Genomic DNA, 15267 nt, shown 5'->3' on the forward strand with positions numbered 1-15267 from the left:
CCAGCCGCTTCGAGCCAATGGTGCTGCATCGAGGGGTCGTTGCAATGTAACGGGGGAAGATTTCATGGGCCGGACATACCAACAGATGTACGGTAGCCGTCATGCCGTTCGTACCAGAGACAGAGCCTGGACCATCACAGAACATGCCTACCCGGAGATGGGTTCTGTATTCGAGTAAGCTCCTGCTCGTCTTCCTGGTCGTCTCGATCGGGCTCGCTCAGAACGAGGGAAGCACCTCGGAGCCGGAGGTGCTGGGACTGGCCGCTGTCGGTGTATCGGCCGGTTTCCCAGCTTTCCAGGCGTACGCCCTCAACGCGTCTGTGCAGTACCGCTTCGTCGGGCTGGCAACTCGGGCTACCTGGACCGCCGATGCGGGGGTCTACGGCTCGCTGGCTCTTCGTGGCTACCCGCCCATCCCGGGCTCGCCGGTTCCCGTGTTCCTCGAGGCCGGCCTCGGCTCGCACTCCGGTGGTGCGGTGCCGTTCCTGGCCGCCGGTGGTCACATCCCGCTGGGCAGGCGACTCCGTCTCGACATCGAAGCGGGGGCGGCGAGCGTCCCGCTGCTGGACCAGCGCCAGGTCGTACCGTTCCTCTCGGCCGGCGTGAGTTATGCGTTCGCTTTCGACCCGTCTCATGCGTTGTCGACCAGGAGGGCGGATCGCGAGGCCGAAGCGAGAGAGCGCGTGATGGCGAGGGGCGGCGACTGCGGACTGGAGCCCGATGGGGCGAAGGTGGGGCGAGCGGTGGCGGCCACCGTTTCGGGCTTTCTGCGCGACGCACGCGCCACCTACGGCAGCCTCTACACGAACCTCAGCTACTCCTACGACATCGAGGAGATCGAGGTGAACGGCGACAGGGCGTCGGCCAGCATCAGCTACCAGGGCACCGTGACGGAGATAGCCACGGGCAAGACGATCTCGGCCTCGGGGAGTGCCTCGGCCAGGTTCAGGTGGAACGGCTGCTCGTGGAGCCGGACCGGCGTGAGCTACTGAGTCGGCCGGAAAACCGGTCGCTGCGAGCCCAGCGCCAACGATTGCTGCTAGACTGCCGGGAGTCGAGGAAGAACCGTTATGACGACCATACGTACACGCAACTGACGTAAGTCGGCCCGAAGCAAAGGTGCCCGGTCGAACGCCGCTCCAGGCGTCCGGCCACCGTTACGTTCAGCGCGAGGTGTACGTGTCCAGTTCCAGATCGAATCGTCGTACCGGGAGAAGCCCGTCCATCAGCACAAGCTGGGATCCCGTCGCCAAGTGGTCTAGCGGCTGGGTCGGCAAGCGTGGAAGCATCTATCATCGTCGGGCAGCCATCCCGACCGTACTCGAGTTCGGGCGTTTCGAGCGCGGGGAAAGTGTTCTGGATGTGGGGTGTGGCCAAGGGGTACTGGCTCCTCACGTACTCTCGCTCGGCGCCTCGTACGTAGGCGTAGATGCGAGCCGAAGGCTGCTGGCCACAGCCAGGAGGTTCCACGGAGAGAGGGCCCGATTCCGTCTGGCCGATTCGAGGAGGCTGCACGAGGAGCACGCGTTGGCGAACGGGTGCTTCGACGCTGCCGTGTTCATGCTCAGCCTCCAGGACATGGACCCGTTGGAAGAGGTAGTGGAGTCGGTCGCGAAGGTGTTGAAGCCGACCGGGCGGATCGTCATCTTCATGACGCACCCATGCTTCCGCGTCCCGCGCGGCAGTGGCTGGGGCCACGACCGGAGTCGGAAGCTGAGTTACCGGCGGGTAGAGCGCTATCTGCGCGAAGCTCGGGTGCCCATGAAGGTCTTCTCCGAGGTGAGTCGCAACTCCCGCGGCGCCACGATCAGTTTCCACCGGCCGCTTGCTGCCTACATCAACACGCTGGCCCGGTACGGTTTCTCCACCGATCGACTCGCGGAGATCGCGGATCCGCTTGCGGGGGAGGTTGGACGTTCTCCGCAGGACGACATCCCGCTGTTAGTGGCGTTGAGGGCCAGGAGGAGCCCGCCGCCCGAGGGAGCGACCGGCTAGCCCTCCCTCTCCTCGTCCTCCTCGGACGACCGGTTCTGGTCCGGCGGCGTGAACTCTCGCGAGCCGAACTCAGAGTCGAGGTAACCCTCCTCCTGGGTACTGCTGCGATCCCTCTGCGTGCCGAACGCCTCCCCGTACTTCAGGTCGCGCTCACCGAGCTCGCCTTCGTCGCTGTCAGGCTTCTCGTCCGGTTCGTCCTTCATCACGCCTCCGTTCCGAGGCCACTCTGGGGCGAGGCTGACGTCCATACCGTGAGCCGGGCCCAATGCGAGCGCTGAGGAGAGTCCGAACCTTCCAGTTCGATATTGGAGTGGCAGTACAGAAAGTAAGCGCGGGCCCCATTACCCTCGTTCATGCAGGACAGCAGTGGATAGAGAGGGGGAGTCATGAGGAGACGGTCGTGGGCAGGACTACTGGTCGCCGCGTTCCTGATGCTGGGCGCCGCCGCCCAGGCGCAGTTGACGATTTCGGTCGCCGAGCACCCGGAGTACGGCACCTACCTCACCGACGGGCAGGGGATGACCCTCTACCTGTTCGTCCAGGACGCCGCCGCTCTGGCAACGCCGGGCGCGAGCGAGGAACGCTTCACCGAGGGCGTGCGGGAGCAGGCCGCCGAATGTACCGGAGGTTGTCTCGACAACTGGCCGCCACTACTCGCCGAAGGCGGCGAATTCACCATCTCGGCCGAGGCCGAAGGCCAGCTCGATCCTGAACTGCTGTACGTCGCGGACGTGGACGGCAGATCGCAGATCGTCTACAACGGTTGGCCACTCTACTACTTCGCCAGGGACACTCAGGCCGGTGACGTCAACGGGCAGGGCGTGGGGAACCGCTGGTTCGTGATCTCGCCTGAGGGCCAGGCGGAGCTGGAGGTAGCCGGCGGCGGCGAAGCCGCTCCGGCAGAGGAAGGCGCAGGAGGCGGGGCCGCCGAAGAGGGTGCCGGAGCGCCAGCCGGCGAGGAAGCGCCGATGGACGACGACGCCGGCGAAGCCCCGATGGATGAAGGCGCCGAAGAAGCGCCAGCAGATGACGGCGCGGGCGCCCCGGCAGACGAGCAGGACGGCGCCGGTGCCGGCGATGCCGGTGATGCGGCTGGTGGCGGCGCTGGAGACGCGGGCGGCGCCAACGACTACTGATCGCTGAGTCAGCCTCCCGGGGGAGCAGGTATCCGGCCACTTACCTGCTCCCCCGTCACCTGTCCAGACCCGAAACGCCCCAGACTCATCGTCGCGGCCGCAACAGCTCGTTCTAGAATCGCGATAGCATGCCGCTGACGACGGACTACCCCTACCTACAGGCACGCCCGGCCCTGGCTGGGCTACCGGCCGGGCCGGCTCACCGGTCGCAGCCAGAGACAGCCATGGCCGTGCCAGCGGCGAGGCCCGCCGTGGCGCTTTGAACGTCCTGCTACTCGGCTTCCGGCCTGGAGAGCTGAGCGAGACCCGACTCGAAGCGGTGCAGCGGGCGGCGCCCGATCTGCGCCTGGTGGTGAGCCGCGAGCGTGAAGAGGTCGAACGGCGGCTCGATGAGATCGAGGTGGCGGCCGGGAGCTTCCCGCGCGACCTCCTCGCCAGCGCCACGAAGTTGAGGTGGTACCAGCAGTGGGGCGCCGGCTCCGACTGGCTGCTCAGCCACCCGGAGGCGATCGAGGCCGACTTCGTGCTCACCAACGCCTCCGGCATCCACGCGATCCCGATCAGCGAGCACGTCCTGGCGTTGATGCTGGCGTTCGCGCGCTCCCTGCCTCTCGCTTACCGGAGGCAGCGCGACCGGGAGTGGAAGCGCGACATCGAGAAGAAGGTCTTCGAACTGGCCGGCAAGACGGTGTTGTTGCTAGGGGTCGGGCGGATAGGCGCAAGGATCGCCGGACTGGCCGAAGGGCTGCGGATGCGGGTGCTCGGCGTCCGCAACGATCCCACCAAGGGGGCGGCAGGCGTCAGCCGGATGCACGGGTTGGCCGAACTAGAGGAGCTGTTGCCGGAGGCCGATTTCCTCGTCAACACCCTGCCCCTCACGCGTGAGACCGAAGGGCTCATAGCCGAAGCGGAACTGCGGCTGATGAAGGAGTCGGCCTACCTGATCAACATCGGCCGCGGCGGAACGGTGCGCGAGCGAGACCTCATAAGGGCGCTCCGGGAGGGCTGGATCGCCGGCGCCGGGCTCGACGTCTTCGAGGAGGAGCCCCTTCCGGAAGAGTCTCCGCTTTGGGCGATGGAGAACCTGATCGTCACCAGCCACTATTCGGGCTCCACGCCTCACTACGATGATAGAGCCCTCGAAATCTTCGTCGACAACCTGCGGCGCTACCGGAACGGAGAGCCGCTTCGCAACGTCGTCGACAAGCGACGCGGGTACTGAGGTGCGGGGCGCGACGGCACGGTAGAATCGAGCCTCTCATGAACTGGCTCATCACCGGCGGCTGCGGCTTCATCGGCACCAGCCTGATCAAGAACCTGCTGGAGCAGGGGAACGAGGGCATCAGGGTAGTAGACGATCTCTCCGTAGGGAGCCGCAGCGCCCTCTCAGCGGTGGCCCCTCATTACTACGAGGGGAGCGGACGCCTTGCGCCCGGAGATGTCCAGCTGCTCGTCGCGGACATCCTCGACGAAGAGATGGCGCTGGCGGCCGCGGAGGGGATCGACGTCATCGTCCACCTCGCCGCCAATACTGGCGTGCAACCCTCGATCGCGGACCCGCGCAACGATTGCCTCACCAACGTGATCGGGACGCTCAATTACCTCGAGGCGGCGCGCCTTGGCAAGCTGCCACGATTCGTGTTCGCCTCGAGCGGCGGCACCGTCATCGGCGACTGCGCGCCACCCGTCCACGAGGAGCTCGTTCCTCACCCGAAGTCTCCTTACGGCGCCAGCAAGTCGGCGGGGGAGGGGTACCTCTCGGCTTACCACGGCTCATTCGGGCTGGAGGGCGTAGCCCTGCGGTTCGGCAACGTCTACGGCCCCGGCTCGAGCCACAAGAACAGCGTCGTCGCCAGGTTCGTCCGGCGTGCGATGGCAGGCGAGCCGCTCGAGATCTACGGCGATGGCCGGCAAACCCGTGATTACATCTTCATACGAGACCTCGTCGCCGCGATTCGGCTGGCAGCGACCACCCCCGGTGTCGGGGGCAAGGTCTTCCAGATCGCGACCGGTTGCGAGACGACCGTGAACGAGTTAGCGGAGATGCTGATCCCGATCCTGGCGAGCCGCGGGTTCGACGCCCAGGTACGTCACGCCGCGCCACTACCCGGAGAGATCCGTCGCAACTTCGCCGACACCTCTCGAGCCCGTGAGCTCCTGGGATGGTCACCCCGAACCGCGCTGGCGAAGGGGCTCGAGGAGACGGTCGACTGGTTCCTGAACGATGCCCGCCAATAGGAGCGGCCCGGAAGGTTCCGGGGCGTCTGCCAGTGCCGGCCCGCCTCCGGTTGCTGGCCGGCGGGGTGAACGCCATCGTGATGAGGGCGAGCCGGGGAATAGCTTCGCCGGCGAGCTATGGGCGCTGGGCGCCATCGTCGGCTACACCGGCGCCAACATCTTCGGTCGAGCCGGGGTAACCGATACCGATCCGGTCGCTGCTCCACTGCTGCGCGACCTGCCGTCGTTCGTCATGGGATTGCTGCTTCTGGTCAGGGGCCGGCACTACCGGCAACTCCTGCCCAACCGTCGTGAGTTCGCCGGCCGGTTGCTGCTACCCTTCCTGGTGAGCGGCGTCGCCTCGGTGATCGGGACCTTCGCCTTCTTCTTCGCCCTTGACCTGGGCGGGGTGAACATCGCCGTGCCGGTGCTGCAGACGCAGATCATCTGGGGCGCGTTATTCGGTTGGCTGCTGCTGCAAGAACGGGTCACCTCTCGGGGCGCCTTCGGCATCGCCGTGACGCTTGGCGGCCTGGCCGTCCTGACCCTGGGCCAGAGTCGGGGAGTTCCCGCCTCCGACGATTGGTTATGGGGTTTGCTGCTGGCGGCCATCCCGGCCCTCGCGTGGGGCTTCTCGGGGGTGGTATGGCGGCGGGGTCAGCGGCTCGGTGTGGAGCGCTCTACGGGGATAACCGTGCACTACGGGATCTCGGTGCTGGTGAGCAGCGGCTTCCTGCTGCTGAGTGGCCGCATGGACGTCTACGCGGGCATCGACACGGGCGACCTGACGGCCCTCGCACTCTCCGGCGTTTTCGGTGGCGTGATCGCCGTCTACTCGATGTTCAGCGCCATGAAGCACCTGCCCGCCGCGAACGTGTTCGTGCTCAACGGGGCAATCCCCATGACGTCGGCTCTGGGTGGCGCCCTCTTCCTGGGCGAGTACGTCAATGCCGTCATGTGGTTGGGGATCTTCCTGGCCAGCATCGGCGTCGTGCTGTTCCAGCTGACCGGCACGGCCCGCGCTAGGCAACCGGAGACCTCGGGCAGCGGGGGGTTGCCCTGACCTCAGAAGTAGGCTCGCAGCGACAGATCGAGCGAACCCGCCGTGACCCCCTCGCTCAGGTGGAACGCCGGCGTCACCGAGAGGAACGCGTTCCCCTGGTCGTGGGCCAGCGTTACGAGCGCATCGAGCTGGTTCGCCCGCTGCTCCGGTTCCAGCAGGGAGCGCGGCCAGGAGGCGAGCAGGGTCACCTCTACAGAGCCGCTCAGGCCCAGCGGCCGGGAAAGGTTGGCGGCGACGGCCGGCCGGGCCGGCGAGCGCAGGCGGCCGATAGCAGGAGCCCAGCCGGCCTCGGCCGTCCAAAGCCAATCTCCCACGTAGCCGCTGGCTCCGAGACCGCCGCGGAAGCTCCAGGGGCGGGCCAGCAGCCAGCCTTCGCCGTAGAGGACGAGCGCGTCCACCGAGGCGGAGGCGGTAAGGCCCGCGGCCGGCCGGACGGTCCACAGAGCATGGCCCTCGACGGTGACGAGTGCCGACTCGAAACGAACCGAGGCGAGTCCGCCGAACTCCCGGGGCACGAGATCGTCGCCCCTGACGCCGATGACGGCCCCTCGGACCCGCCAAGAGCCGGCGTAGCCGAGAGCGGTGACTGCCAACGGGCCACGAGGCTCGCCGGAACGTAGGCGAGGTTCGATCGTCACCGGCTCCAGGAGACGCAACTGGGTCAACGGCAGTCGCTGGAAGCCGGCGACGATGTCGACGCCGTCCGAGCGGAAATCGACGTGTGCCTCCTGGAGGCCGAGGCTGGCGAAGGGTTCGTTGGGTTGCTGCCCGCTCCCGAAAGCCGGCAGGAGCACGGTTCGGAAGGTGACGCCGGTAGCCAGTTCGGCCTCCAGTTCGACGCGGGCTCGCACCACCACGGGCACACGCGTGGACGTTTTTCCGCCCGCTCCGACCTGCTCGATGCCGGTGTCGAAACCCACCTCACCCCGTACGGAGACTCCTGCGCATACGCGACCCCCGTGATGAGCAACAGTGCGAGAAAGGTCCTCATGCGGCTGCCGGGACCTCCTCGCCGACTACCTTGCCGTCCTCGAGGCGGACGATGCGTCGTACGTGGGAGAGCAGTCGCGGGTCGTGGGTACTGAAGACGAAGGTCACCCCTCGCTCCTCGTTGAGGGCGCGCATCAGGTCGATCAGCTGCTGTCCCGTCGCCGTATCGAGGTTGGCCGTCGGTTCGTCGGCGAGGATTATGTCCGGGTCTCCCGCGAGAGCCCGGGCGACGGCCACTCTCTGCTGCTGTCCGCCGGAGAGCTGGTTGGGCCTCCGGTCCGCGAAATCCGCCATGCCGAGGGCCGCGAGCGCCTCCCTGGCGCGCTTCTCGCGCTCGACCCTGGCTACCCCTCGCAGCTCGAGTACGAAGGCCGCGTTCTCCAGCGCCGAGAGGACCGGGATGAGGTTGTACGCCTGGAAGACGAAGCCCAACCGGCGAAGCCGCAGGCGGGCCGAGCTGCGCTTGTCGAGATCATCGATCCGCTCGCCTGCGAGCAGAACCTCTCCGGCATCGGGCTGGTCCAGGGCGCCCATCAGGTGCAGCAGGGTCGATTTGCCGCTTCCGGAGGGACCGGCGATCGCCGTGAACTCGCCGCGCTCGACTTGGAAGTCGACCCCGCGCAACGCCTTCGTCTCGATCGTGCCGATCCGGTAGATCTTCTCCAGCCCGGTGACGTCGTACAACATGGAATCGGTAGGCATATCTGCTCCTTCAGGCCTGGAAGCGCATGGCGTCCACCGGCTCGAGCCGAGCAGCCAGCACGGCCGGCCAGAGGGCTGCGAGCAGCGCGGTGATGACCGCGAAGAGTATGGCGAAGACGACCTGAGCCGGGGTGACGGTTACGTAGAGTACGGGGTCGAGGCCGAAGGAAGCCCAATACTCGGCGAGGGACGGCACGGTGAAGCCGTCGGCCATCGACGAGACGGCCGCGAGACCCAGCCCGGCTCCGACGAGGGCGCCCACGCTGCAGAGGAGGACGCTCTCGGTGGCGATGAGGGCGACGATCCTGCTGCCCCCGGCTCCGAGCGCCTGGATTACGCCCAGCTCGCGTACCCGCTCCATGACGCTCAGGTACACCGTATTGAGCACCAGCAGGCCGGCCAGCACGAAGAAGAGGGCAGAGACCGAGTAGAGCATCGGATCGATCGTCTCGAGCAGTTGCACGGTCGCGGGCTCCAACTCGCGCCAGTCGAGCGCCTCCAAGGCCGGCAACTCGGCACCGATCTCATCGGCGAGGGCGACCGCGAGGGCGTCGTCATCGATGGTCACCAGAGACGGGGCGTGGATCTCGAAGTGGGTAACCGCGTCGGGTGCCGCCAGCAGCTGAGCCTCCTCGAGCGTCGTCCAGGCCGTCACGATCTCCTGGTTCGGATCCGCCACGTCGACGAGACCCACCACCGAATAGGCGGCCGCTCCGAACCCTTCGCTCTCCGGCGAGTAGGCGAAGACCTCATCGCCGAGGGCTACGTCGAGCGCCCGCGCGAGCGACGCCCCCAGCACGATCTCCCCGGGACCCTCGAGGAAGCGGCCCTCCAGGGAGGCTCCCTCCAGCCGCCGGTCGCGGATCGCCTGCGGCCAATCCTGCCCATGGATGAGCACTGCCCGGGAGCGCACCGCGCCCGAGAGCAGCGCCGGCACATCGAGTACCCCTACGACGATAGGTTGCTCGAGCCGCGACTCGGCCAGAGCAGCCAGCTTCCTGCTCACGGTCGAGGCGTCACGGATGAGCGAGTCCCGCAGTCCACGCGCGTCCCGCCAGCCGGGCTGTCTTATCTGCACGTGCCCCGAGTTCTCCGTTATCCGTTGATAGAAGCTATTGCGGGAAGCGCCACCCATGCCGAAGAAGGTGAGGCTCAGCAGCACCACCAGGCTAACCGCTCCGGCCGTTACCAGGCTGCGCCAGCGGTGGCGCCAGATGTTGCGCCAGGCGAGGGAGAGCGTCACAGGCACCCCCGCTCGAGCGCCCTCTGGGTGAAGCAGCTCTCGGGAACAGCGAAGTCGTAGTCGCCATCCGTGTATCTGGCGACGGTCCGTCCGCCGTCGGCGGTCAGGTCCTCCACCACCAGTCGCATCGGGAAGAGCTTCCCGTTCTCGAGCGTGACGATCTCCTCGAAGAGGACCCTCTTCACTTCGGTGCCACGCTGATCGAAGAAGGTCAGCTTCAGGGGTGCGAGTCCCGGCAGGGTCGCAGCGAAGCGCAACTCGCCGTACGGTGTCGGCGCGCCGGCGGTGGGATGGAGCGAGAGTACGATCTCCTCTCCGCTGCGAGACGCGACGCTAGCGTCGTAGTTCTCGCGGATGTCATCCCCGGCCAGATCGTTGTAGGAGAGATCGCTGCCCAGGAACGAGTCGTTTGCGCCCGAGGGGGGCAGGCGGAGGACCCGGCCCAGCCTGGGAGTGTAGATGAAGAGCTGGTCGCCCAACGACAGGAACGCCTGACCGGCGTCCCGTGGTGGAGCGGTCACACGGATGAGTGACCGCTCGGCTCCGTCGGAAATCGTCTCCAACGAGTACTCGATGGTGCGGTCCGAGCGCTCTACCTCGAGCTCGAGCGTGGCGTGCATCCCGCCGCCGCGCAGGTTGTCGACTATCTCCTCGACGATGGCGTCCGGGTCATCGGGCACGGGCTGGGCGACCAGTGGAAGGCACGCCAGAGTCGCGAGGAGAGACAGCGATATCTTTGCGAACGTCCTGTTCATGCTGCCTCCATCAGGCGGCGGTGCGCATCGCCTCGCTGGGGGCGAGGTTGCGCACACGCCGGGCCGGGGTGAGCACGGCGAAGAGAGCTGCGAACGCCACGGTGACGCCGGCGTAGAGCAGGTACTCGATACGTATGTCGGTGCGGATGTCGTTTCCGATCGTCAGTCCCGAGAAGATGTCTCCCCAGGCGCTAGCGAACACGGAACCGAGGACGTTGACGTAGGCCATCCAGGTGATCAACCCGTAGCCGAGCACCAGCCCGACGGCGTATCCGATGAGGGTGGCCAGAATCGCTTCGAGCGTGACCATCCATGAGAGTCTCGCCTGATCCAGGCCCAGGGCGATCATCACCCCGAACTCCCGTGTTCGCTCCATCACCGACACGACCACGCTCGAGGTGACGGCGATCGCGGCGAAGATGGAGAACAGCAGGCCGAGAGGGATCATCGATCTCCGCTCGGTTGCGAGACCGGCGGCGAGTTCCCCCATCATCTCCTTCACCCCGTACGCCTCGATCCCTTCGGGGAGGAGGGGGTCGAGGCGATCGGCTACCTCGTCTTCACGCCCCAGTGGCGCTGCCACGGCTATCTCGGTGGCGGTGTCGATCCCACTCAGTGCCCTGGCATCCTCGATGTGAGTGAGTACGGTGGTCTCGTCGACCAGCGTCACTCCGCTGTCGATGAGCCCCACTACCTCGAGACCGCTGGCCTGCGGCCCTGCGGCACTGGAAACGTCGACAGCGAGCCGCTCCCCTATCCGCACGTCCAAGCGCTCCGCGAGGTCGGCGCCCAGTACCACTTCGCCCTGCGACTCGAGCATCCGGCCGTCTTCCACCTGCGCCGGAAGCGCGCTCACCCGCCCTTCCAGCCCAGGGTCGACGCCGCGGATCAGCGCCCCTTCGCTGGAGTAGGGGCTCCTCAGGAGTGCGGCGACCTCGAGGCGTGGCGCCGCCCGGTAGGCGAACTCTCCCAGGGCCGAGACGATGGGGTCGAGCCCCGGCAGGGCGTTGACCGGGTCACGGTCTGCGAAGTACTCTTCCGTGCTTATGACCACAGGCGCCCTGAGCAGGCGGGCCTGGCCGGCGAAGACCGACGACAGGAAGCCGTCCGTGAACGCCCAGAAGAAGACGATCGCCGTGGTCGCGTAGGCTACGACCACGATCAGCAGGAGGGTACGCCTGCGCTGGCGCCAGAGCGATCGCCAGGCGAGGCGCAGTAGAGCGGTCACGGACGAACCTCGACCGGATGCAGGGCGCTCGTGTCGTGAGGATCGCCTGCGGATTGGTGCTTCACTTCCGTTTCTCCTCTTCTCGGCTGGCGAGCCACCGGTCGAGAACCGCGTCCATCTCACGCTCCCAGAATCTGAAGAACTCAACGCTCTCCTCGATCCCACGTCGAGCCGCGGCGCTCTCGCCCTCCATGAGTGCGAGTCCCTTCTCGGCGAGCGCGCGGAGGGTGGACATCGAGGCCGCCTCGCGCTCCATCGCCCGGTGCCAGCCGTCGGGCGTGTTCCGGTAGTAGGTGCGTCTGTCGCCTGGCTTCCGAACGCGCTCGATTATGCCGGGGGCCTCCAGCAGACGCGTCATCGTGCTGATCGATCCTCTGCTGGCCTGGAGCGTCTCGGCCAGCTGCTCGGCCGACTGCTCGGCGGGCGTGGCCACCAGGAGCGCCGCCAGGATCCGGCCCGCCATATGGGGAATGCCGAACGACGCCAGGAGCTGCCCCATCTCCTCGATGAACTGAGCCTTCTTTTCGCTCCTGGGTGGGCTCGGCGAACTACTCGACTCGTCAGGCATGGGTCACCTCCATGGCGCGACGAAATTCTAATCGATTCAGAACATTCAGGCAATACTGAAAAGTCTGAATCGAGGGGCCCGCCGTGAGTGCCCCTCCATTACGGCAGTCGTCTTATTGCGGCCTGGCCCTGGGTCAATCGCCCTCGCCCAGCCGCTCGGTTTTCTCCTTCGACTTGCCGCTGGCATCGTCGACGCGCGACATGGCGAACGAAGCGGTTGCTCCGTGCACGACGATCGACATCACGATCGCCAGGCTCACCGTCTTCCAGAGGATGTCGGTCTGGCTGAATTCCTGTCGATTGAACGCGTACGAGAGGTAGTAGAGCGAGCCGACGCCGCGGATGCCGAAGAACGAGATCGCTGCCCTCTCGACGCCAGGGAGGCGCATGCCGGTGAGGGAGACGAGTGCTGTGACCGGACGTATCAGGAAGACGATCGCGGCCGCGACGAGCACCATGGGCCAGGAGATGCCGGAGAGGAGGCCGATGGCGATGAGGCCGCCGAAGAGGATGAGCATCAACGACATCAGCAGCACCTCGAGGCCGCCGGCGAAGTCGTGAAGCTGCTGGTGGTAGGGGTGGTCTCGTTCTTGCTGGCGAAGCGTTAGGGCCGCGAGGAACACCGCCAGGAATCCGTAGCCGTGCAGCAGTTCGGTAATTCCGTAAGCCAGCAGCGTGATCGCGACGACCACGAACGCCTCTCCGGAGATGCTTCCCCGCGTAGACGGCAACCTGAAGACGAGCTTGGAGAGCAGGAGGCCCAGCGCCACCCCGGTGAACGTTCCGATCCCGATCTTCAGCAGCAGGTCGTTTATGGCCCAGTCGACGATCCAGCCGCTGCCGGTCGCCCCGGCCGATGCTGCCGCCGCGGCCGCGATGGCCAGGTAGGTGAACGGGAACGCCAGGCCGTCGTTGAGGCCGGCTTCCGACGTCAGCGCGAAGCGCGTCTCCCCTTCGGTCTCGTCGCCGGGTGGACCGACCTGAACGTCGGAGGCGAGCACCGGGTCGGTTGGCGCGAGTACGGCGCCAAGTAGCAGAGCGGCTGCGGGGGTCAAGCCAAGGAGCCACCAGCCCAGCAGCGCCGCCGCTCCGATGGCCAGTGGCATCGCAACGACCAGGAGTCGGAGGGTGCTGCCCCAGTTCCGCAGGGTCGGTGGACGCGCCAGTTTGAGCCCGGCACCGCTCAGGGAGATGATCACCAGCAGCTCCGTGAAGCGTTCGATGAAGAAGCTGCTCTCGAGTGGATTGGGTAGATAGAGGCCGATCGGCAACGAGAAGAGCAGGAAGCCCAGGGCCACGTAGAGGAAGGGGAAGGAGAGTGGCGCGCTGAATACCAGGCGCGGAACCCAGGCCGCCCCCAGGAACGCGAGCCCGACGATGGTGAGAACCAGCATGTAGATGTCCATGCAACCCTCGGAGGTCCGAACGTAGCGGGTGCGCTCCGGCCGGTAGGTTCAGCTGGGGCTAGTAGTTGGCGACGTACTCCTGGTGCGCGGCCACACGCTCTCTGATCTCACGCATCGTATCCGCTCCGAACTTCTCGAGCAGTGCGTCTGCCAGTACTAGTGCGGTCATCGCCAGCAGGACTATCGAGGCCGCGGGCACCGCGGTGGTGTCGCTACGCTCGCGGGCGGCATCGACCGCCTCGCGGGTCTCCACGTCAACCGAGGGCAGGGGCTTCATGAGGGTCGCTATGGGCTTGGCCGCTCCGCGGATGATCAGCTCCTCGCCGTTGGTGATTCCACCTTCCAGCCCACCGGCTCGGTTCGTCCTGCGGTAGTAGCGGTCGCCCTCCCGGTAGATGGCGTCATGCACCTCGGACCCGCGCTTGCCCGCCCCGAGCCAGCCGTCACCGACCTCTGCCCCCTTGAACGACTGGATGCTCATGGCCGCCTGAGCAAGCCGGCCGTCGAGCTTGCGGTCCCACTGCGTGTGCGAACCCAGGCCGGCGGGCACGCCCCGGAACCTGGCCTCGACGATGCCGCCCAGCGTGTCGCCATCCTTCTTCGCCTGGTCGATGGCGGCGATGATCCGCTCCTCTGCCGACTCCTCGAAGCAGCGGATGGGGCTCTCGTCGAGCCGCTCCAGGGCGTCCCAATCCATGCCTCCGTCGCATTCGATCCCGCCGAGGGCCACGACCCTGGCGCAGGCCTGGATGCCTACCTCTTCGAGGATCCGCAGGGCGACGGCGCCAGCCGCGACCCGGCTCGCGGTTTCCCGGGCGGAGGCCCTCTCAAGCACGTCGCGAAGGTCCTTATGGCCGTACTTGATCCCGCCGGCCAGGTCCGCATGGCCCGGCCGGGCGCCCGTCAGGCGCCGCTTGCGCGGCTCGTTGCCCGCGTCCGGGGACATGATCTCGTGCCAGTTCCGCCAGTCCTTGTTCTCGAGGTGGATGGCTACCGGAGCTCCCGTAGTCCGCCCGGCCCGCAGGCCCCCGACCACTCGCGCCAGGTCGGTTTCGATCACCTGGCGCCGGCCACGACCGTAGCCACCCTGGCGCCGCTTGAGCCAGGGGTCGATGTGCTCACGAGGATCGAGCTCGAGCCCGGCCGGAACGCCGTCGAGCAGGGCGGTCAGAACCGGCCCGTGCGACTCGCCCGCGGATAGGTATCTCAACATTCGAGAAGCCTATCACTCCTGCCGTTTGAGACGGGACGTCTTCCGTTCGGCCGAGCCGCTCGCCGCACTGACCAACGACAGCCGGCTGACGCGCACGACGACAGGGCCGCAGGCGAGCCGGTTATCCTCGAGATAGAGGGCAGCACTGCCCGAGGAGGTGGAGAGATGGCCGATACTTCGTCGACGATGATGCCGCTGGGCACGCCAGCCCCCGACTTCACGCTGAGCGACGTGACCAGCGGGAAGCAGGTGAGGCGCGCCGACTTCGAGAGTGCGAGTGGCCTCCTCGTCATCTTCCTGTCGCGTCACTGCCCGTTCGTGAAACATGTGCAGGAGAAGTTGGCCGAGGTATGCAACTCGTACCTGCAAGAGGGGCTGGGCGTGGTCGCGATCTGCTCGAACGACACGGAGAAGTACCCGGGCGACGGGCCCGACAACATGCGTGAGCAGGCGCGCGAGGTAGGCTTCCGCTTCCCCTACCTCTTCGACGAGTCGCAGGAGGTCGCCAGGGCGTACGGGGCGGCCTGCACTCCCGACTTCTTCCTCTTCGACGACGAGCTGAAGCTCGCCTACCGCGGACAGTTCGACAGCAGCAGGCCCAGCAACGACATCCCGGTGACGGGAGCCGACCTGGTCAGGGCGATAGAAGCGGTGCTGGCTGGCGACCCGGTCCCCGCCGAACAGGTTCCCAGCATGGGATGCAACATCAAGTGGAAGCCGGGCAACGAGCCCGCTTACGCCATCAGCTGAGG

The 15267-nt window shown here is 66.9% G+C and carries 16 protein-coding genes; 7 read left to right on the forward strand and 9 right to left on the reverse strand.

Features of this window, described 5'->3' with window-relative positions:
• Positions 1 to 143: 143 nt before the first annotated feature.
• Entirely contained in the window at positions 144 to 992 is an 849-nt protein-coding gene (locus VF168_06105) for a hypothetical protein (GenBank protein HEX7003740.1), read from the forward strand.
• A gap of 187 nt (positions 993 to 1179) precedes the next feature.
• On the forward strand, positions 1180 to 1995 hold the full coding sequence (locus tag VF168_06110; GenBank protein ID HEX7003741.1) for a class I SAM-dependent methyltransferase: 816 nt from the start codon (positions 1180 to 1182) through the stop codon (positions 1993 to 1995).
• On the opposite strand, the gene VF168_06115 is transcribed toward VF168_06110, so the two are convergent.
• The gene (locus VF168_06115; protein ID HEX7003742.1) at positions 1992 to 2198 is read right to left on the reverse strand and encodes a hypothetical protein; all 207 of its coding nucleotides are present in this window, start codon (positions 2196 to 2198) and stop codon (positions 1992 to 1994) included. The genes VF168_06110 and VF168_06115 overlap by 4 nt on opposite strands.
• A 183-nt stretch (positions 2199 to 2381) precedes the next feature.
• On the opposite strand from VF168_06115, the gene VF168_06120 reads away from it, so the two are divergent.
• From VF168_06120 to VF168_06135, 4 genes are all read left to right on the forward strand, one after another.
• Entirely contained in the window at positions 2382 to 3131 is a 750-nt protein-coding gene (locus tag VF168_06120) for a hypothetical protein (protein HEX7003743.1), read from the forward strand.
• Positions 3132 to 3390: 259 nt separating this feature from the next.
• Positions 3391 to 4353, forward strand: coding sequence for a D-2-hydroxyacid dehydrogenase (locus VF168_06125; protein ID HEX7003744.1), 963 nt, complete (start codon positions 3391 to 3393; stop codon positions 4351 to 4353).
• Positions 4354 to 4391: 38 nt separating this feature from the next.
• Positions 4392 to 5369: an NAD-dependent epimerase/dehydratase family protein gene (locus VF168_06130; GenBank protein HEX7003745.1), complete on the forward strand. Its 978-nt coding sequence runs from the start codon at positions 4392 to 4394 to the stop codon at positions 5367 to 5369.
• A complete protein-coding gene (locus VF168_06135) occupies positions 5356 to 6411 on the forward strand; it encodes a DMT family transporter (protein ID HEX7003746.1) in 1056 nt (351 codons plus the stop codon). The genes VF168_06130 and VF168_06135 overlap by 14 nt, the downstream gene beginning before the upstream one ends.
• A gap of 2 nt (positions 6412 to 6413) precedes the next feature.
• Here the strand turns inward: VF168_06135 and VF168_06140 are convergent, their stop codons facing one another.
• The 8 genes from VF168_06140 to aroC form a co-directional block, all read right to left on the reverse strand.
• Positions 6414 to 7331, reverse strand: a complete 918-nt coding sequence (locus VF168_06140) for a hypothetical protein (protein HEX7003747.1) — start codon at positions 7329 to 7331, stop codon at positions 6414 to 6416.
• Between the two features lie 67 nt (positions 7332 to 7398).
• The gene (locus tag VF168_06145) at positions 7399 to 8103 is read right to left on the reverse strand and encodes an ABC transporter ATP-binding protein (protein HEX7003748.1); all 705 of its coding nucleotides are present in this window, start codon (positions 8101 to 8103) and stop codon (positions 7399 to 7401) included.
• 10 nt (positions 8104 to 8113) lie between these two features.
• Positions 8114 to 9346 (reverse strand): FtsX-like permease family protein, encoded by a 1233-nt coding sequence (locus VF168_06150; GenBank protein HEX7003749.1) that lies wholly within the window; start codon positions 9344 to 9346, stop codon positions 8114 to 8116.
• On the reverse strand, positions 9343 to 10101 hold the full coding sequence (locus tag VF168_06155) for an outer membrane lipoprotein-sorting protein (protein ID HEX7003750.1): 759 nt from the start codon (positions 10099 to 10101) through the stop codon (positions 9343 to 9345). The genes VF168_06150 and VF168_06155 overlap by 4 nt, the downstream gene beginning before the upstream one ends.
• Positions 10102 to 10111: 10 nt before the next feature.
• A complete protein-coding gene (locus VF168_06160) occupies positions 10112 to 11329 on the reverse strand; it encodes an FtsX-like permease family protein (protein ID HEX7003751.1) in 1218 nt (405 codons plus the stop codon).
• Positions 11330 to 11390: 61 nt separating this feature from the next.
• A complete protein-coding gene (locus tag VF168_06165) occupies positions 11391 to 11897 on the reverse strand; it encodes a MarR family transcriptional regulator (protein HEX7003752.1) in 507 nt (168 codons plus the stop codon).
• A gap of 133 nt (positions 11898 to 12030) precedes the next feature.
• Positions 12031 to 13302: a cation:proton antiporter gene (locus tag VF168_06170; GenBank protein ID HEX7003753.1), complete on the reverse strand. Its 1272-nt coding sequence runs from the start codon at positions 13300 to 13302 to the stop codon at positions 12031 to 12033.
• 58 nt (positions 13303 to 13360) lie between these two features.
• Complete coding sequence (gene aroC, locus VF168_06175) at positions 13361 to 14515, reverse strand: chorismate synthase (protein ID HEX7003754.1); 1155 nt, start codon at positions 14513 to 14515, stop codon at positions 13361 to 13363.
• Positions 14516 to 14680: 165 nt separating this feature from the next.
• On the opposite strand from aroC, the gene VF168_06180 reads away from it, so the two are divergent.
• The gene (locus tag VF168_06180; GenBank protein HEX7003755.1) at positions 14681 to 15265 is read left to right on the forward strand and encodes a thioredoxin family protein; all 585 of its coding nucleotides are present in this window, start codon (positions 14681 to 14683) and stop codon (positions 15263 to 15265) included.
• The last annotated feature ends 2 nt before the right edge of the window (positions 15266 to 15267 follow it).

Source organism: Trueperaceae bacterium (genome assembly GCA_036381595.1).
Taxonomy (GTDB): domain Bacteria; phylum Deinococcota; class Deinococci; order Deinococcales; family Trueperaceae; genus DASVCN01.